The organism is Flavobacterium sp. AK-301, from assembly GCF_058310215.1.
Genome location: NZ_JBZEES010000005.1, coordinates 19,189 through 37,101 on the forward strand (window position 1 = coordinate 19,189; position 17,913 = coordinate 37,101).

The window sequence follows — 17,913 nt, forward strand, 5'->3', positions numbered from 1 at the left end:
TAGAATATGAAAAATATAATTATTACAGGTACAAGTAGAGGTATAGGTTACGAACTAGCATTACAGTTTGCCAATGCCGGACATCAGGTTCTGGCTATTTCCAGAAAAACTCCAAAAGCATTATTAGATCATCAGAATATTAGCTGTCTTTCTATAGATCTGTCTAAAGAAGAAGAATTAGGAGAAGTCAGTACTTTTTTATCTGCAACATGGAAACAGGTAGATATATTGATTCATAATGCCGGCTTGTTCCTTTCAAAGCCCTTTCCTGAAATAACACAGAAAGATTTTGAAAAAGTATATGGTGTAAATGTGTTTGGAGTAGTAGCACTGACTCAAATAGTTTTACCTTACCTAAAGTCAGGAAGCCATGTTGTGAGTATAAGTAGCATGGGAGGTGTTCGTGGAAGTATGAAATTTCCCGGTTTAGCTGCTTACAGCTCAAGTAAAGGAGCTTTAATTACTCTATCAGAATTATTAGCAGAAGAATATAAAGAACAGAAGATAGCTTTTAACGTGCTGGCTTTAGGGGCAGTTCAGACAGAGATGTTACAAGAAGCTTTTCCGGGCTATGAAGCACCGTTGACAGCGAAGCAAATGGCAGATTATGTTTATAATTTTGCTCTTACCGGAAATCAGTTCTATAATGGTAAAGTTCTGGAAGTTTCATCAAGTACACCATAATAAATAGAATTATTGTTTTTTATAAATGATGGTGACATAAAAAATATTTGTTATTTAGCTATCTCTAAAAAAACCTAGTTAATCTTATGTTTAAACATAAAATTAAACCCTTTTTCGAGTTTATTTTTACTACTCAATTTAATAAGGATATCCATCTAATAACAAAAATAAATATTTTTATATGTTTTGGATTAATTTGTAAATAGTGCCTCCTAATTTTTAATTTTAATTAATTTATCTATATTCAGTATTCGTAGGTAGCTACCACTCTTTTCAAGAATTCCCTCTTCCCGAAAGTCTGATAAAGTCCTGCTTACCGTTTCGGCTACAGTCCCCGAGAAAGAGGCGAGGTCTTCACGACTTATTTTAACTATCGTGCCGTCAGTGCTGTTCTGTTGTAGCCTTATAAGAGTTTCCGCAATTCTTTTGCGTACTGATAAATAAGCCACTTGCATCAGTCTAAGCTCCTTTTCACGGACGTTATTCGTAAGTATTTTTATAAATTTTGCTCCAACTTCAGGGTACATGAATAATAATCTGTCGAGTTGTTCATTTGGAAGGAAGCCAAGCGTTGTGTCCTCGAGGGCTATGGCAGTATCAGTATAAGCGTCATTAGAGAGTATAATATTTATGTCTAGATAATCATTAGCTTTGTAGATGCCTGTTATGAGTTCGTGACCATTTTCGGTTATTTTTACTGTCTTGACCCTTCCACTAATCATAAAATAAATTCCTATAACCCTGTCTCCTTCATGGTGTATGATCTGGTTTTTCTTAAAGGTCTTGGTACTTCGTTCTTCCATCACTTTTTTAAGGGCGTCAAGACCGTTGCCTGCTGAAAGTAACCTATTTAGATGTTTAGGTGTCTTGCTGTAAAAAAGTTGGTGTGCCTTTTTCTTCTTCAGTCGGCTTTCCACTGAACGTAGCAATTCAACATCGTTAAAGGGTTTTGTAAGATAATCATCCGCACCAAGATCCATACCTTTTCGTATATCGGAGTGTTCTGCTTTGACGGTTAGAAAAATAAAAGGTATTTCGCCTATCTGTGGATGATTATTGAGAGTTTCTAAAACCGTATAACCGTCTGCTTCCGGCATCATGATATCACAAAGTATTATATCTGGTGGGTTCTGTAAAGCCATATCAATACCTATTTTTCCATTAGTAGCTGAAAAAGTTTCAAAACCTGACAGTTCAAGTATTTCAACAATATTATCTCTTATGTCGTCATTGTCTTCGATTATAAGTATTTTTGTCATGTTATTGGAAAAGTTAGAGTAAAACTAGATCCCTTGTTTTTTTGGCTTTTAAACGAGATATCCCCTTCCATTAGTTTTACGTATTGGGTAACAATATTTAGGCCAAGCCTTGTGTCCAGAATATTATCTATATTTTGTACCTTGAAGAATGCTTCAAAAAGGTGTTTTTGCTCAGCTCGCGGTATGCCCATTCCTTCATCCTTTATAACTATCGTGCATGTATTGTTTTCAGTATCCATATTTGTCGTAAAAGTTATCGTGGTGTTCTCCATAGAATATTTGGAGGCATTAGATATAAGGTTGATTATGCTGTTCTTTAAAAGATTTTTGTCCAGTTTCACGATATTTTGTACTCCTGAATGGTTATAAATGATTTTTTGTCCCGATTTTGTTAGCGTTTGCATTTCTTTGACAATCTCAATGGAAAACAGTTTGATATCAAAATAAGACATAGTGACTTCTATTTTTCCCGTTTCAGCTTTTTTGATGTGTAGGAAATCATTCAGTATTATCGTGAGACTATTTATTGCTTTCTTTATTTTGTGTATGTGTTTTGTAACGCTACCATTGTTGAAAGATTCCGTATAGCGTTCCAGCAGGGATACAGAAAGATGTATGGTGTTTAAGAGTGCGCGGAATTCATGGGAAGCCATAGATAAAAGTTGGCTTTTCAATTTTCCAAGTTTCTTTTCTTTTTCAAGTGATTTGCTAAGATCTTCTTTTGTTTCAGTAAGGGTCTCGATCGTCTCATTGAGAGAAATCATATGTTCTTTTATCACGTCTTTTAAATGCTGGATATTTCCCATGAGGTAATTTTCTGTTTCTTTCTGATAGCTTAGGTCATGGATAAATCCAGTAAGCCTTCGAATATTTTCGAAATTCACTTCACTGACTCCAAACCTGAAAGGGAATATAGTTCCGTCCTTTTTCTTGCCCATTATATCCCATCTAAAACTTATAATATGGGATTGATTGACGTGCTTGTCCATATAACTGTTATATTTTTTTCTGTAGGAAGGTAGCATGAACATAGTGACATTTCGACCTATGACTTCATTGGAGCTGTAGAGGAAGAGCCTACAAGCAGAGGGATTTACGGACTCAACTATACCAAGTTCATTTATAGTTATGATGCCATCAATCGAATTGTTAATAATCGCCTTTAAAAGTACCGCATTTTTCATAAATAACCTGAATTCGGAATAAGAAAAACAAGAGAAATTTTTGAATAAAAGGCGGAAATTAGTGTATTTAAAAAATGAAAATTAGATGTTTAACTAAATATCCGTCTATATCTTCTAAGGATAAAATTACAGAAATTTTTATAAAAGCAAATAATTTTCGCAAATAATTTGATCAAAAAACAAAGAGATTAAAACTCCAAAGTCTTCTTTTTGGTAAAAAATATTATAATAGGATCGTTTATTATTTACAGTAAATAGCTAATCTCATCCCTTGTTATTCAAAAATGATGGTTCTGCTATAGAGGGTTTCAATGATCGAGAGTTCCGGACGTCTTGGGAATTTATAGTTTATGATCAGCTTTCGCACCTACTTTAACAAAATCCCAAATATCCGTCTCATTATTTTTCTCAGGTCGTCACAATAAGTTATAATAAAGTGAAATTACTCTGGTGATTATAGTTAAATAATGATATATATCATGGTTCTACAGCATTCTGTAGCTGGAGGAAAAATAAAATAGACAATATACTGATGGCAGACTTCCAGGACCAAAAAATGACGGAAGTCACTAATACAAAAAAATATTTTTTTTTTATAGTGATAAGGATCATTTATTATGATTCTTAATTATTGTGAAATTTGTAACGAATTCAAACTAAGATGGATGTATGAGTTTGGGAACATTGATGACAGGCGTAATCTTGTTTTGTAGGAAGGACGATGCCTGTGTATATCACGCCAAACTATGAAAGCAACAGTGTTGCCCGAGTTAGGTCAGTCACTTCATATCGAGAAGCGACTGGTAAATGGAATGCTCTGGCTGTATAGCACATGTGGTGAAGGAAGACATCATTGAGATTTCTGAGAATATGAAAAAAGAATAGATTGATGGAGGCATAGTACTGGATATAACCAGTAAATACATTGAAAAATAGATAAATAAGAAAACAAATACTTAAAAATTATAATATTATGAAGAATATACAATTAATGGTAATGGTATTGTTATGCAATTTGCTTTTTATGAGCAGTGTCCTGGCAGAGGAAATCCACAGTTTGGAAACTAAGGCTTCGTTATCCATATCAGGGACTTCGACATTGCATGACTGGGAAATGACTTCTAGTACTTCGACAGGAAAGTTAGTAGCTATAATAAAAGCAGGAAAACTGGATAAAATCACTTCATTGATGGTAGAGATGCCTGTTGAGAGCATAAAGAGTGGCAAAAAAGGAATGGACAAGAATGCCTACAAGGCATTAAAGGCTTCCGAGCATAAAACAGTGAAATTTGAGCTAAAGCAAGCTGTCAAATTATCAAGCGGTTATTGGAACTTGACAGGAAACTTTACTATAGCCGGAGTTACAAAAGTAGTGGTCATCCCGGTGAAGGAAACAATAGCTAGTGGCAAATTTACTTTTAGTGGTAATTACAGCTTTAATTTGACTGATTATAAAATTACGCCACCTACAGCAATAATGGGTACTGTTAAAACTGGAAATCCAGTAAAAATCACCTTTACGATTAGTTTTAAATAAGTAACATATAAAAAAAACACATGAAAAATTATTTTGCACTTACCGTTTTAGTAATGACAGCGACATTAGGTCTTGCACAGGAGCAGCCTCAAAAAATGGATAATTTCTATGCTCAGATCAAAGATGCTAAAAACACTTTTGAGGCTAAAAAAGATACGGTGACTACCTTCAAGAAGGTGTCTGTCGGTATTGGTGGTGCTTTTGCTCTCCAGTATCAAGCTTTCTCACATGAGAATTCAGCAGTGCCAGTTATGGTAAATGGCGTGAATACAAACCAGTTATATAATATTGGTAATAATTTTAATCTTGCAACAGCTAACTTAGATTTGAATGTTGCTTTATATGACGGGGTAAACCTCCACCTGAGAACATTCTTATCATCACGCCACCACAATGAAGCATATGTAAAAGGAGGATTCTTACAGGTAGATAAGCTTGATTTTGTGAAAAAGGGATTCCTAAAAGATTTCATGAAACATGCGACTATCAAGGTAGGGCATGATGAGATTAATTATGGTGATGCACACTTTAGGAGAAGCGATAATGCCAACACGTTGACAAATCCTTTCGTGGGAAATCTTTTGATGGATGCTTATGCTACGATGGTATTTGCTGAGGTATATTACCGTAAAGATGGTTGGACTAGTATGATAGGGGTAACTAATGGGAGACTTAACCAGAATGCGAACGGTGGAACGAGTCCGTCAATATATGCCAAGATAGGATATGACAAACAATTGAATAGTGACTTGAGGGTTCGCCTTACTGGATCTGTATATAATGTTGCTGAAACCCAGAGAACCGATTTTTATGATGGGGACAGAGCAGGATCAAGATATTATTATGTGATGGAGAATGAGGCAGCAACATCTACAAGAAATTTTAGGTCAGGTCAGATTCTTCCTGGTTTTACTAATAAGCTTACCGCTGTTATGATTAACCCGTTTATCAAATACAAAGGATTGGAATTCTTTGGGGTATATGAAAATTCAGGTGGAAGGACATCTGCTGAAACTAGCCGTAGGACTTTCCAGCAATATGCTGCTGAATTGTTGTACCGTTTCGGGACCGAGGAAAAACTGTACTTCGGAGGAAGATACAATGCAGTATCTGGTAGAACGATAGCAGGAGAAAGCGTAGACGTTACACGTTTCAATATTGGCGGTGGCTGGTTCATGACAAGAAATATTTTAGTAAAAGTTGAATATGTGAACCAGAAATATAATGGCTATGCAAACACGAATATCTTGAATGGTGGTAAGTTCAATGGATTTATGGCCGAAGCAGCAATAGTGTTTTAATCTTAAGTCAACACTTAACCATACCAAAAATAATCTACATGTTATATCTTTTACCATATTTGGTTTTCCTGTTTTTCACCCCGAGACAGGAAAACTTGGTAATCACTAAGCAATCTTTTACTATTTTAGGAAATACTTCTCTAGGGAGATTTGAGTGTACTTATAGTTCTGTTCAAAAAGACACATTGTCCTTTGAGAGCGTCGGCGTGGTTGCTCATTTGAAATATAAGATTCCGGGGAAGGAATTTGGTTGCGGTAATTTTATACTAAACCATGATTTCAGAAAAACGTTAAAAGTAAAGGAATATGCTTTTACTTATATTGAATTATCAGATATTGCAAGAAAAGGCAGTATTCTGACTTGTAACCTTACGCTATATCTTGCCGGAAAGAAAAAAACTTATCCGAATCTTGAACTACGGAAAATTTCAAAAACGATTAAAGGCTCGATCAGTGTGAATTTTTCAGACTTCGAGCTTGTCAGACCTTCGAGGTTAGGTGGTCTGGTAAAAGTGAAAGAAAAAATAAATCTTTCCATTCAGCTTTATTCCCGGTAGTTTATTGGTTACTACGTAGCTCTATTCGTTGGATAAAATTATAAACTATTTAAGATTGTTTTTAATTTCAATATTCCATCTTTTTACATTTAAAGTAACGAGTGAACTTGTTTTAGAAAATCATTTTCTAACAAAAATTTACCTATATGAGCATAGAGTTTCTTTGTAGGGACTTCATCTTTTTGAAAAATGATTTGATCCATGCCGGTTTTCAGATTTGTAATTTGTAAGTTTTCTTCTTTTTTTTGAAGGAGAATCAAAGATCAATTTCCCGTTTTTATTTAAAATCCTGTTTGTTTCAGATAAGAAATCAGAAGTGTTTTTTTGTTATGTGTGTTTTTTAGTAAACAAGTTAAAAAGTTTCTTTCTTGAGAAACAATATATTTTTCATAAGTATTTCCAAATCTGTTTTCATCATAATCAGAAGCTAAATCATTATAGTATTGCTTTATCTCAGTATTCATACTATTTAATAACATTATTATCTTGCCGATGTAATTAAAAAAAAATTAAATTTGTATTAATGAAAGAAGTTTTATCACCTTATTTACCGGAACATTCATTAGATATTGTGTTTGAATTAATTAAAGCAAATAATGTTAATCTAAAGATTGTAAATGAACGTGTTACCCGTCATGGAGATTACAGACGGGATCATAATGGCTCGCATCAGATTACAGTAAATGCAAGTCTGAATAGATATAGATTTCTGATTACTTTAATACATGAGATATCTCATTTGGTTGCCTTTGAAAAATTTGGAAGAAAAATAAAACCACACGGGGCAGAATGGAAGTACACTTTTCAGAGAATGATGCTTCCTTTTATTCGACCAGAAATTTTCCCGCGTCATTTATTACCTCTGTTGGCCAGACATTTTAAAAATCCAACAGCAAGTAGTGATACAGATATAACATTATCATTAGCTTTAAAACAATTTGATAAAGAAAACGATAAAAACTATATCTTTGAACTTTCGTATGGGAGTATGTTTAGAATCCATAACGGAAGGGTTTTTAAAAAGGGAGCACAACGAACAAAACGGTTTGAATGTGTGGAGGTGAGTTCCGGAAAAGTATATCTTTTTAACCCGAATGCAGAAGTTGAATTTTTAACAAATTAGAAATTATATTCTTTAATTGATTTATATTTTATTATCTCAGTTATTTCTTTACTAACGATACAATGAACGAGAATTATTACGCAATATTAATGGCTGGTGGAGTAGGATCAAGGTTTTGGCCTGTAAGTACAGCAGAATTTCCAAAACAGTTTCATGATATGTTAGGAACTGGAGAGACTTTAATCCAGAAAACATTTAGTAGATTATCAAAATTAATTCCTGCCGAAAATATTTTAATATTAACTCATGAAAGTTATAATGAATTAGTTTTAGAGCAGTTACCGGAAGTAAATCAGGAACAGGTGTTGCTAGAGCCTGCTATGCGAAATACTGCCCCCTGCATACTTTATGCATCTTTAAAGATAAAAAACGAGAATCCTGATGCTGTAATTGTTGTTGCACCGAGTGATCACTGGATAGAAGATGAGGATCAGTTTGTAGAAAATCTTGAAACAGCATTTAATTTTTGCGCTAAGGAGAAAGCTTTAATGACTTTAGGAATTCAGCCGACTTTTCCTAATACAGGATATGGATATATCGAATTTAATAAATTAGATGAAAACCTTTTAAAGAAAGTAGTTCATTTCAGAGAAAAACCGGATTATGCTACGGCAAAAACATTTCTTAAGAGTGGTAATTTTCTTTGGAATGCAGGTATCTTTATCTGGAGTGCGAATTCAGTTATAGAAGCTTTCCAGCAATATCAGCCGGCAATGTATGAGTTGTTTTTGAAAGGAAATGACTTTTATAATACACCTGAGGAAGATGGTTTTATCAATAAATATTATGGACAGGCAGAAAATATTTCAATTGATTATGCAATCCTGGAGAAGGCTGAAAATGTATATGTTCTACCTGTTTCCTTTGACTGGAATGATCTTGGAACCTGGGGTTCTTTGTATGATAAATTACCAAAGGATGAAAATGAAAATGCTATTATTAATTCTTTAGTGCTATTAAAGAATGCTTCCAATAATATTATTCGAACTTCAAAAGATAAATTGGTGGTAATAGACGGATTAAGTAATTATATTATTGTAGATAAGGATAACGTGCTTTTAATTTATCCTAAAGAAAAAGAACAGGATATAAAGCTGATTCTGAAAGAAGTGAATGAGAAATTTTAGTTGTATTATTTATATTTGTTCCAATAAAAAAAGCCTTTTGAATTAATTATTTAAAAGGCTTCTTCTATTCTGTATAAGAAATACTTAATGTTTATCTTTCAGCTCTTTTAAATGTGCTTCCCTTACTTTTTTAAATAGGTTTGAGGAGTATACAAAGTCTACAATGGCTTGATTTTCGGTTGTGAATACTTCTTCTTTATTCCCTTCCCAGGCTTTTACACCATTTTTAAGGAATATAATTTTCTCACCGATCTCCATAACGGAGTTCATATCGTGTGTGTTGATAACAGTCGTGATGTTATATTCTTCTGTGATTTCTTTAATAAGTTTATCAATAACGATTGATGTTTCGGGATCCAGACCAGAGTTGGGCTCATCACAAAATAAATATTTTGGATTATTAACAATTGCACGTGCAATAGCCACTCTTTTCTGCATACCACCGGAAAGCTCAGAAGGAAATTTTTTGTGAGCAGTTTCCAGATTTACTCTTTTTAAAACAGTATTTACTCTACTTTTTATTTCAGAATCTTTCTTCTGAGAGAACATTCTTAATGGAAAACCGACATTGTCTTCTACATTCATAGAATCAAACAGAGCGCTACCCTGAAAAACCATTCCTATTTCTGTACGCAAGTCTCTTTTTTCATCAGGGGTTAATTCGGAGTAGATTCTGCCGTCAAAAGAAATGGTTCCTGCTTCCGGAGTATGGATTCCCAATAATGATTTTAATAAAACAGTTTTTCCTGATCCACTTTGTCCAATAATAAGATTTGTTTTTCCTGTTTCAAAAATGGTTGAAATACCTTTTAATATTTTGGTGCCGTTAAATGATTTTTCTATATTTTCTATTGTGATCATGAACTTAGTAATAATTGTGTTAAAATATAATTTGCTAAAATAATAACAACACTCGTCCACACAAATGAAGTTGTACTTGCTTTTCCTACTTCTAATGCTCCGCCTTTCATGTAAAATCCATGAAAAGAAGGTATTGTAGCTAATAAAAAAGCAAAGACAAAGGTTTTGATAAAAGCATAAGTAATATGGAAAGGAATAAACTCTTTCTGTACTCCGGTGATGAAGTCATTACTTGCAGCAAATCCACCGTAAACAGCAGCCATCCAGCCTCCTAATATTCCTAAGAACATAGCTATTGAGATAAGGAAAGGATAAAGCAGTAAAGAAATTATTTTAGGGAAAACCAGATAATTCAGAGAATTGACTCCCATTACTTCAAGAGCATCGATTTGTTCTGTTACTCTCATAGTTCCGATACTGGAAGTAATGTAAGAACCTACTTTTCCTGCCATAATGATAGAGATAAATGTAGGAGCAAATTCTAATATAACGGATTGTCTTGTCGCAAATCCGATTAAATATTTTGGAATTAAGGGATTTGTTAAGTTTAATGCTGTCTGAATTGCAACAACACCTCCGACAAAGAACGAAATAAAAGCAACAATGCCCAAAGAGCCAATTATTAAGTCATCAATCTCTTTAAAGATTAATTGTTTCATTACGGACCATTTTGTGGGCTTGTTGAAAACCTCTTTTAACATCAGAAAATATTTCCCGATTTGTTCTAAATATCTCATTTATAAAAAAAATAATGGCTAAAGTACCAAATTTTATTGGTTTACTGAAGAAGAATATAGTATTTAGAATAATTTAGATCTCATTTTTTTCCAGCGATAATTGCGAATAAATTTTCCTTGTTCAGGATTTACTAGAAAAGAGATGTTGTTTTTTTTAGCTTTTAAGAATCCTTTTAAATAATCAATAAACAGAAAAGGTTTTTTCTTCATAAAAGCCAGTTTTAACGAAGCAATGGTCGTAATAAGAAATCCATAGCGTAAGCTGTAAAAAGCTTCACCTTGTTTATATCTTGCAGCTTCATTATAATTTATTCCTGTTGGTTTGAGATGCTTAACGATTAGACTTTCGTCAGTTTTTATTTTCCATCCGTGAAATTTTGCCAGTAATTCATCTACAGTGTCCCATCCCATCGCAGGTTTTAGTTTACCAATATCTAAAAAGCAGGCTTTTCTGTAAGCTTTAAAAGCGCCGCGAATGTGATCTTTGTCGGTTAGATTTTCTAATATCCATTCACCATTTTTTTCAATATAAGCAAAACCTCCGGTCATTCCGATCTGAGGATCTGATTTGAAAATAGCAATAATCAATTCAAAATAGTTTTCCGGTAATATCAGGTCAGCATCCAGTTTAATGATGATGTCATAATTTTCATCCAGTGTTTCATAGCCTTTATTAAAAGCCTGAATTACTTTGCTTCCCGGTAAATGAGCCTCTGTTGAGTTACTGTTGATTAATTCTATCCATTCGTATTTTAGACAATAATCAGATACAATAGAGGCGGTTTCATCTGTCGAATGATCATTCACAACAACAACTTTTGTTGGTAAAAGAGTCTGATTAACGATAGAACGGAGCGTTTTTTCAATATAGACCGCTTCGTTATGTGCAGGAATCACGATGTAAAATCTCATGATTGAATTTTTTCTGCGTAAACAATATAATATCTTGGGGTAAATCGTCTTAACAGGGGTCTGATTCCGATTTTTTTTACCGGATTAGTCCATTTTTCTCTGTCTAGTATTTCCCATCCTGTTTTTTCTAAAAGCCAGTCCAGTTGCCAGTCTTCAAATTCATGGTAGTGTCTGTCCCACAGATCTGTTTTACTCCTGTATGCCGGGCTGAACCACAATCGAAGAGGGATTGAAATAATAATTTTATCGGATTGGATATTTTTTAAGATAGTGTATGGATTTAAAAGATGTTCAAAAATTTCAAAAGCAGTTGCTACATCATATTTTTTTTCTTTGAGAACTTGATAATTCTCATCCAGATCTTCTCCAGTTGTGTTAGAAACAGAAAATCCTTCCTGCTTCATAATTAAAGCAAAAGGATTTTCTGTACCTAAATCTAAAATAGTTTCAGAATTGGAAATATGTTTTCTTAAAAAAGCTAAGGTGTGATTATATCTTTTATTAGGAAAAGTTTTTTCGTACATAGTTAATATCTGTAAATAAAAGCATTGATGTTCATTCCTGCTCCAACGGATGCAAAGATAAAAACATCTCCTTTATTTAGTTTCTGATTTTCAATTATTCCTTTTGTTAACAGGTCGTATAATGTGGGGATTGTTGCTACACTGCTGTTACCAAATTTATGAATGGTCATTGGCATTATATCTGCAGGCATTGTCTTACCATACATTTTATAGAAACGGTTAACAATTGCTTCATCCATTTTTTCATTTGCCTGATGAATCAGAATTTTCTTCACTTCATCAATTTTGATTCCACTTTTATCCAGACAATTTTTCATTGCTTGTGGTACCTGATTTAGTGCAAATTCATATATTTTTCTACCATGCATTTTAATATAACGAACATCTGGGTCTAACTCTTTATTATAAGAATTTCCGAAAAATAAGTAATCAGATTCATCATAGGAGAACGTAGCACTTTCATAAGCCAGTAATCCTTCTGCATCATTTGTTCCTTCAATAATGGAAGCTCCGGCACCATCAGAATAGATCATGGAGTCTCTATCATGAGGGTCCAGTACTCTCGATAGAGTTTCTGCTCCAATAACTAAACAGCGTTTTGCCATCCCTGATTTAATAAAAGCATTGGATTGTAATACACCTTCAATCCATCCCGGACATCCAAAAAGGATATCATATGCTACACATTTTGGATTTTTGATACGGAGTTTGTTTTTTACTCTTGTGGCTAAGCTGGGAAGAATGTCAGACTGAATTGCATTAGGTTTTACATTTCCGAAGTTATGAGCCAGAATAATATAATCAAGTGTTTCGGGATCTATTTCAGCATCTTTAATTGCTTTTTCAGCAGCTATAGTTGCAATGTCAGATGTAAGTAAATGATCGTCAGCATAACGTCTTTCTTCAATACCTGTTATGTCTTTAAATTTATTAATAACGACTTCATTAGGGTATTTAAATGGAGTTCCGTCTTCATTTAAAAAGATATGTTTATCAAAGTCTTGATTAGTAACTTTTATCTCAGGAATATAGCTCCCCGATCCAATTATTTTTATATTCATTATAACTCTATTATGAAATTCGTTGCTAAATTATAAATAAATAAACCAATACAACTATAAAATTTAGAGAGAACACCTATTATTGTGATATTTTTTCTTTTGGACTGCTAAAGCTGTAAAAAAGTATGGAATAGGTGTTTTTTTGTGGTTTATTTAGATATTAGATATTTTTTTTTCTTGAATTATTGAGAATGAGTAAGTGGTATATTAGTCTTTTCTGTATCCCAAATAGTATATAAATAAAAGCGTCCCGTTTTTCGGGACGCTTTTACACTTTTTAGTGTTCCATATAAGCTTCTATCGGAGCACATGAACAGATTAAGTTTCGGTCTCCGTAAGCATCATCAACACGACGAACAGAAGGCCAGAATTTATTTTCTGCAATATACTCTAATGGGTAAGCTGCTTCTTCTCTTGTGTAAGGCAGATTCCATTCATTTGAGGTAAGCATAGCTAATGTATGAGGTGCATTTTTCAGTACATTGTTTTTATCATCAGCAGTAGCTTCTGCAATTTCTTTTCTGATAGAAATTAAAGCATCACAAAAACGATCCAGTTCTTCTACATTTTCACTCTCTGTAGGCTCGATCATTAATGTTCCGGCTACCGGAAAAGAGACAGTTGGAGCATGGAAGCCGTAATCCATTAAACGTTTTGCTATATCTATAACCTCAATACCGTTTTGTTTAAATGAACGACAGTCAACAATCATTTCGTGAGCAGCTCTTCCTTTTTCTCCGGAATAAAGTACTTCATAATGACCATTTAATTTTTCTTTGATATAATTAGCATTAAGGATAGCGTGTTGAGTAGCGCTTTTTAATCCGTCGGCACCAAGCATTGTTATATAACCATAAGAGATTAGACAAACCAAAGCAGAGCCCCATGGAGCAGAAGAAATAGCTGTAATTGCATTTTCTCCACCTACAGATACTATTGGATTAGTAGGTAAAAACGGTACTAGATGTTTTGCAACACAAATTGGTCCTACGCCCGGTCCACCACCACCGTGAGGAATGGCAAAAGTTTTATGTAAATTCAGGTGGCAAACATCGGCTCCGATTGTAGCAGGATTTGTTAAAGCTACCTGTGCGTTCATATTTGCTCCATCCATATATACCTGTCCACCATTCTCATGAATTATTTTAGTAATTTCAATAATAGCAGATTCATATACACCATGTGTAGACGGATATGTTACCATTAAGCAGGATAAGTTATCTTTATACTGGATTGCTTTTGCTCTCAGATCTTCAACATCAATGTTTCCTTCTTCTGTTGTTTTGGTCACAATTACATTCATGCCTGCCATAACAGCAGAAGCAGGGTTTGTTCCGTGAGCAGAAGCAGGGATTAAAGCAATGTTTCTGTGGTGGTCTCCTCTGGATTGGTGATAGGCTCTGATGACCATTAAACCGGCATACTCGCCTTGTGCTCCGGAATTTGGCTGTAATGTAGTTCCGGCAAAACCGGTAATAACATTTAACTGTTGTTCTAATTTTTTAAGCATAATCTGATATCCTTGTGCTTGTTCGGAAGGAGCAAAAGGATGAATGTTACCCCAGTTAGCCATGCTTAAAGGAAGCATTTCTGCCGCTGCGTTTAGTTTCATTGTACAGGAACCTAAAGAGATCATGGAATGATTCAACGCTAAGTCTTTACGTTCTAATTTTTTAATATAACGCATCAATGCTGTTTCAGAATGATAGTTGTTAAATACTTCATGTTGAAGGAAAGTACTTGTTCTTATCAGATTTGAAGGTATATTATTTTCTTCTGAAAGTTCTACGATTGGAGTAGCTGATTTTCCGGTTAGTTCTGCAAAAACAGAAACAATATCATTCAGGTCGTTTATAGAAGTGGTTTCATTAACTGATATAGAGATGGTTTGTTCATCAATGTAATAGAAGTTGAGTTCTTTTTTCTCAGCAATTACTTTTACTTTTTTAGCGTCTGTTTTTATCAGAAGCGTATCAAAATAACTGGTGTTAGTTTGAATAATACCAATTTTGTTTAAAGATTCAGCTAATGTTGAAGCGGAAGCATGTATTTTATTTGCAATATATTCTAATCCTTTTGGTCCATGATATACTGCATACATACCTGCCATAACAGCTAATAAAACTTGAGCAGTACATATATTTGAAGTTGCTTTTTCACGTTTTATGTGTTGTTCACGTGTTTGTAAAGCCATACGTAGAGCACTATTACCATTAGCATCCTGAGATACCCCGATAATTCTTCCCGGCATACTTCTTTTATATTCTTCTTTTGTGGCAAAATAAGCTGCATGAGGTCCTCCGTATCCCATTGGGATTCCAAAGCGTTGTGTTGTTCCGACTACTACATCAGCACCTAATTCTCCCGGAGAAGCTAGTTTAACTAAGCTTAAGAAATCGGCAGCAACAACAATTTTGATGTCTTTTGTTTTTGCCTTAGCAATGAAATCAGCATAATCGTAAATCTGACCGTATTTTCCCGGATATTGTAATGCTACACCAAAGAAATCATCAGAGAAATCAAAATTTTCATGATTTCCTATTACTAATTCAACCCCGATAGGTGTAGAGCGTGTCTGAAGAATAGATAGTGTCTGAGGTAGAATTTCTTCTGAAACAAAAAACTTATTGATATTGTTTTTCTTTTGATCACGTGTGCGAACATCGAACAATAACGCCATTGCTTCTGCTGCAGCAGTTCCTTCATCAAGGAGAGAAGCGTTTGCAATTTCCATTCCGGTCAGTTCTATTACAGTGGTTTGGAAATTAAGTAAGGCTTCTAAACGTCCCTGAGCAATTTCTGCCTGATATGGAGTATAGGCAGTGTACCATCCCGGATTTTCAAAAACATTTCTTTGAATTACAGCAGGAACGATAGCAGGGTGATAGCCCATGCCTATATATGATTTGAATATTTTATTTTTATTCCCTAATTGCTGAATATGATTTAGATATTCGTATTCAGTCATAGCAGGATCTAAGTTTAATGGCGCTTTCAGACGAATGTCATCTGGGAGTGTTTCATAAATTAGTTGTTCTATTGAATCTACATTGATAGTTTTCAACATGTGTTGTAGGTCATTTTCTCTTGGACCTATATGTCTTAAAGCAAAAGAATCTGTTTTCATTATAAATAGTATAAGTTGTATTTAATAAACGAACAAAAATAGGTATTAAAAAGGGATTTAAATTGTTTTTATCTGTTGATTTTGTCTATTTTATCAACTAAAAGAATATGTTGTTAACAGTTTGGTTATTTTTGTTGCTATGAAATATATTAAGGTCTTTTTTGATTTCTATATTCAAAGCAGTATTCATGTGGCTTTAGCAGTATTTGCTTTAGTGCAAATGACAAATCATATGTTTTCAGTTCCGTATGATTTTCCTATTGCTTTGTTTACTTTTTTTGGAACCATTACAGGGTATAATTTTGTAAAATATGAAAGGGTAATTATTACTAAAAAAAGAAGTATCAGTTTTACGCTTAAATTGATTGTCTTGTTGAGTTTTTGTTCTTTTTTGATAGTGGTCTATTCTTTTTTTCAATTACAGGAAATAACTCAAATAGTAGCAGTCGTTTTTTTAGTTTTTACACTGTTGTACACAGTGCCTTTTTTCCCAAATAAAAAAAATATTAGAAATTGGAGAGGTGTAAAAATTTATATGGTAGCTTTTTGCTGGGCGGGTATTACTATTATGCTGCCTTTACTGAATGCAGGGGCAGAGCTTACTGGGGATGCTGCTTTAAAATTTGTACAAAGATTTTTGCTGGTTATCGTTTTAATCTTAATTTTTGAAATTATTGATCTGAAGAAAGATGATCCTTCCCTGGAAACAGTACCACAAATTATCGGGGTTAATAATACAAAGATCTTGGGGTTATTTTTATTAGTCCCTTTTTATTTTCTGGAATTATTAAAATCAGAAGTAGATATAGGTCAGCTATGGATTAATCTTGTTATGGTAATTGTAACAGCATTATTTACTATAAAAGCCAGCCCTGATCGATCAAAATATTATACTACATTCTGGGTAGAGGCTATTCCTGTATTTTGGTGGGGGATGGTTATTCTTTATGGATAATGGATTGTGTTGATGTAGAAATAAAGAAGCTGTCTGAAAAAGTAGTTTTTTCTTTGCTGAATAAGCTTTTCTTTAAGTATAACTGGTTTTTAGTTGTGAATAAAAATAATGTTGTTGTTTGATTGGCGTGTTGTTTTTAAAAGTAAATCAAGGTTATTACTTTGTCTGTTTTCCCTTTCAGAATTGGTTTAAATTTCTTTCTTTATTTTCTCTTTATTTTCTAACATATCATAAATATCTGTTGTTTTGGTAATTGTTAAAATTTAATTATATTATTTTTTAACATGAATTATTTTTTATTCAGTATTTTTTAAATAAAAAATATATTATATGTTTTTTTTGTAAAAATTAATACTTTAATTTGGTAATTAAAAGTTATATTTGTTTTTATAACGTTTAATTTTAACAATTGTTGAACTATGATTTATATGTTTTTTAATAGTGCTAAAATCTGTTTTGATTAAGTATTTATTAATGGAGGTTATAAAAGCAATTTTTTGTTTTTAAGGGAATATAAACAGTACAGAAATAAAATTGTACTATCAATAAATATAATAATTATGAGTTTTTTAGCAAAATTACAAATTGATGGCGAAGAATTCACGGTGTTGAGATTTAGTATCCATTTCAGTCAGAAAACCAATACAATTGATCGACCGGAAGATATTGCTCGGGGTGGTCGTCTTAAAATAGCAGTGGAATCTGATCGAAAAACTGATTTTTTAAACTGGATGCTGAGTAATTCAGAAACGAAAGACGGAACAATTATCTTTTTTAGAAGGGATGCGATGAGTAAAATGAAAGAATTAAAATTTACTAAAGGTTTTTGTGTCGATTTCAAAGAAGAATTTGACAGTACTACAAGTAGCCCTATGATCACAGAAATGGAAATTACAGCTAAAACAATCGATTTTTCTAATGCGAAATATCAAAAAGGTTGGGATTTGGAATAAGGAGCTTTCTT

17 protein-coding genes are annotated in these 17,913 nt (G+C 33.3%); 8 read left to right on the forward strand and 9 right to left on the reverse strand.

Annotated elements, in window-relative coordinates; genetic code table 11:
- Window positions 1-6 precede the first annotated feature (6 nt).
- Window positions 7-684, forward strand: coding sequence for an SDR family NAD(P)-dependent oxidoreductase (locus AC4FQX_RS09220; protein WP_491167398.1), 678 nt, complete (start codon window positions 7-9; stop codon window positions 682-684).
- A gap of 212 nt (window positions 685-896) precedes the next feature.
- Here AC4FQX_RS09220 and AC4FQX_RS09225 read toward each other — a convergent pair whose 3' ends face one another.
- Window positions 897-1,943: a response regulator gene (locus AC4FQX_RS09225; protein WP_491167399.1), complete on the reverse strand. Its 1,047-nt coding sequence runs from the start codon at window positions 1,941-1,943 to the stop codon at window positions 897-899.
- Window positions 1,940-3,127, reverse strand: coding sequence for a PAS domain-containing sensor histidine kinase (locus tag AC4FQX_RS09230; protein WP_491167400.1), 1,188 nt, complete (start codon window positions 3,125-3,127; stop codon window positions 1,940-1,942). The genes AC4FQX_RS09225 and AC4FQX_RS09230 overlap by 4 nt, the downstream gene beginning before the upstream one ends.
- Before the next feature lie 973 nt (window positions 3,128-4,100).
- On the opposite strand from AC4FQX_RS09230, the gene AC4FQX_RS09235 reads away from it, so the two are divergent.
- From AC4FQX_RS09235 to AC4FQX_RS09245, 3 genes are read left to right on the forward strand one after another with little or no spacing between them, the layout of a single operon-like run.
- Window positions 4,101-4,664 (forward strand): YceI family protein, encoded by a 564-nt coding sequence (locus AC4FQX_RS09235; RefSeq protein WP_491167401.1) that lies wholly within the window; start codon window positions 4,101-4,103, stop codon window positions 4,662-4,664.
- Window positions 4,665-4,684: 20 nt separating this feature from the next.
- Window positions 4,685-5,965, forward strand: coding sequence for a hypothetical protein (locus AC4FQX_RS09240; protein WP_491167402.1), 1,281 nt, complete (start codon window positions 4,685-4,687; stop codon window positions 5,963-5,965).
- A 38-nt stretch (window positions 5,966-6,003) separates the two neighbouring features.
- On the forward strand, window positions 6,004-6,522 hold the full coding sequence (locus AC4FQX_RS09245; RefSeq protein ID WP_491167403.1) for a hypothetical protein: 519 nt from the start codon (window positions 6,004-6,006) through the stop codon (window positions 6,520-6,522).
- 281 nt (window positions 6,523-6,803) lie between these two features.
- Here AC4FQX_RS09245 and AC4FQX_RS09250 read toward each other — a convergent pair whose 3' ends face one another.
- Complete coding sequence (locus tag AC4FQX_RS09250) at window positions 6,804-6,986, reverse strand: hypothetical protein (RefSeq protein ID WP_491167404.1); 183 nt, start codon at window positions 6,984-6,986, stop codon at window positions 6,804-6,806.
- Between the two features lie 59 nt (window positions 6,987-7,045).
- Here AC4FQX_RS09250 and AC4FQX_RS09255 point away from each other — a divergent pair, with 59 nt between their 5' ends.
- Complete coding sequence (locus AC4FQX_RS09255; RefSeq protein WP_491167405.1) at window positions 7,046-7,645, forward strand: SprT-like domain-containing protein; 600 nt, start codon at window positions 7,046-7,048, stop codon at window positions 7,643-7,645.
- Between the two features lie 62 nt (window positions 7,646-7,707).
- Entirely contained in the window at window positions 7,708-8,772 is a 1,065-nt protein-coding gene (locus AC4FQX_RS09260) for a mannose-1-phosphate guanylyltransferase (RefSeq protein WP_491167406.1), read from the forward strand.
- An 84-nt stretch (window positions 8,773-8,856) separates the two neighbouring features.
- On the opposite strand, the gene AC4FQX_RS09265 is transcribed toward AC4FQX_RS09260, so the two are convergent.
- The 6 genes from AC4FQX_RS09265 to gcvP form a co-directional block, all read right to left on the reverse strand.
- A complete protein-coding gene (locus AC4FQX_RS09265; RefSeq protein WP_491167407.1) occupies window positions 8,857-9,633 on the reverse strand; it encodes an ABC transporter ATP-binding protein in 777 nt (258 codons plus the stop codon).
- On the reverse strand, window positions 9,630-10,370 hold the full coding sequence (locus AC4FQX_RS09270; protein WP_491167408.1) for an MlaE family ABC transporter permease: 741 nt from the start codon (window positions 10,368-10,370) through the stop codon (window positions 9,630-9,632). The genes AC4FQX_RS09265 and AC4FQX_RS09270 overlap by 4 nt, the downstream gene beginning before the upstream one ends.
- A 63-nt stretch (window positions 10,371-10,433) precedes the next feature.
- Window positions 10,434-11,282 carry a glycosyltransferase family 2 protein gene (locus tag AC4FQX_RS09275; protein WP_491167409.1) on the reverse strand — a complete coding sequence of 283 codons (849 nt, stop codon included), beginning with the start codon at window positions 11,280-11,282 and terminating at the stop codon, window positions 10,434-10,436.
- Window positions 11,279-11,806, reverse strand: a complete 528-nt coding sequence (locus AC4FQX_RS09280) for a methyltransferase domain-containing protein (RefSeq protein WP_491167410.1) — start codon at window positions 11,804-11,806, stop codon at window positions 11,279-11,281. The genes AC4FQX_RS09275 and AC4FQX_RS09280 overlap by 4 nt, the downstream gene beginning before the upstream one ends.
- A 2-nt stretch (window positions 11,807-11,808) precedes the next feature.
- On the reverse strand, window positions 11,809-12,867 hold the full coding sequence (locus AC4FQX_RS09285; protein ID WP_491167411.1) for a 3-oxoacyl-ACP synthase III family protein: 1,059 nt from the start codon (window positions 12,865-12,867) through the stop codon (window positions 11,809-11,811).
- A 277-nt stretch (window positions 12,868-13,144) separates the two neighbouring features.
- A complete protein-coding gene (gene gcvP, locus AC4FQX_RS09290; RefSeq protein ID WP_491167412.1) occupies window positions 13,145-15,994 on the reverse strand; it encodes an aminomethyl-transferring glycine dehydrogenase in 2,850 nt (949 codons plus the stop codon).
- 139 nt (window positions 15,995-16,133) lie between these two features.
- On the opposite strand from gcvP, the gene AC4FQX_RS09295 reads away from it, so the two are divergent.
- Together AC4FQX_RS09295 and tssD are read left to right on the forward strand one after the other, a co-directional pair.
- Window positions 16,134-16,949, forward strand: coding sequence for a UbiA prenyltransferase family protein (locus tag AC4FQX_RS09295; RefSeq protein ID WP_491167413.1), 816 nt, complete (start codon window positions 16,134-16,136; stop codon window positions 16,947-16,949).
- A 560-nt stretch (window positions 16,950-17,509) separates the two neighbouring features.
- A complete protein-coding gene (tssD, locus tag AC4FQX_RS09300) occupies window positions 17,510-17,902 on the forward strand; it encodes a type VI secretion system tube protein TssD (RefSeq protein WP_491167414.1) in 393 nt (130 codons plus the stop codon).
- The last annotated feature ends 11 nt before the right edge of the window (window positions 17,903-17,913 follow it).

Excerpts from the sequence above, each read along its gene's own strand:
- AC4FQX_RS09280 (WP_491167410.1), bottom strand. The coding sequence starts at position 11,806 with ATGTACGAAAAAACTTTTCCTAATAAAAGATATAATCACACCTTAGCT.
- AC4FQX_RS09235 (WP_491167401.1), top strand. The coding sequence starts at position 4,101 with ATGAAGAATATACAATTAATGGTAATGGTATTGTTATGCAATTTGCTT.
- AC4FQX_RS09285 (WP_491167411.1), bottom strand. The coding sequence starts at position 12,867 with ATGAATATAAAAATAATTGGATCGGGGAGCTATATTCCTGAGATAAAA.
- AC4FQX_RS09240 (WP_491167402.1), top strand. The coding sequence starts at position 4,685 with ATGAAAAATTATTTTGCACTTACCGTTTTAGTAATGACAGCGACATTA.
- AC4FQX_RS09270 (WP_491167408.1), bottom strand. The coding sequence starts at position 10,370 with ATGAGATATTTAGAACAAATCGGGAAATATTTTCTGATGTTAAAAGAG.
- gcvP (WP_491167412.1), bottom strand. The coding sequence starts at position 15,994 with ATGAAAACAGATTCTTTTGCTTTAAGACATATAGGTCCAAGAGAAAAT.
- AC4FQX_RS09255 (WP_491167405.1), top strand. The coding sequence starts at position 7,046 with ATGAAAGAAGTTTTATCACCTTATTTACCGGAACATTCATTAGATATT.
- AC4FQX_RS09220 (WP_491167398.1), top strand. The coding sequence starts at position 7 with ATGAAAAATATAATTATTACAGGTACAAGTAGAGGTATAGGTTACGAA.
- AC4FQX_RS09250 (WP_491167404.1), bottom strand. The coding sequence starts at position 6,986 with ATGAATACTGAGATAAAGCAATACTATAATGATTTAGCTTCTGATTAT.
- AC4FQX_RS09230 (WP_491167400.1), bottom strand. The coding sequence starts at position 3,127 with ATGAAAAATGCGGTACTTTTAAAGGCGATTATTAACAATTCGATTGAT.
- AC4FQX_RS09260 (WP_491167406.1), top strand. The coding sequence starts at position 7,708 with ATGAACGAGAATTATTACGCAATATTAATGGCTGGTGGAGTAGGATCA.
- AC4FQX_RS09245 (WP_491167403.1), top strand. The coding sequence starts at position 6,004 with ATGTTATATCTTTTACCATATTTGGTTTTCCTGTTTTTCACCCCGAGA.
- tssD (WP_491167414.1), top strand. The coding sequence starts at position 17,510 with ATGAGTTTTTTAGCAAAATTACAAATTGATGGCGAAGAATTCACGGTG.
- AC4FQX_RS09265 (WP_491167407.1), bottom strand. The coding sequence starts at position 9,633 with ATGATCACAATAGAAAATATAGAAAAATCATTTAACGGCACCAAAATA.
- AC4FQX_RS09295 (WP_491167413.1), top strand. The coding sequence starts at position 16,134 with ATGAAATATATTAAGGTCTTTTTTGATTTCTATATTCAAAGCAGTATT.
- AC4FQX_RS09225 (WP_491167399.1), bottom strand. The coding sequence starts at position 1,943 with ATGACAAAAATACTTATAATCGAAGACAATGACGACATAAGAGATAAT.
- AC4FQX_RS09275 (WP_491167409.1), bottom strand. The coding sequence starts at position 11,282 with ATGAGATTTTACATCGTGATTCCTGCACATAACGAAGCGGTCTATATT.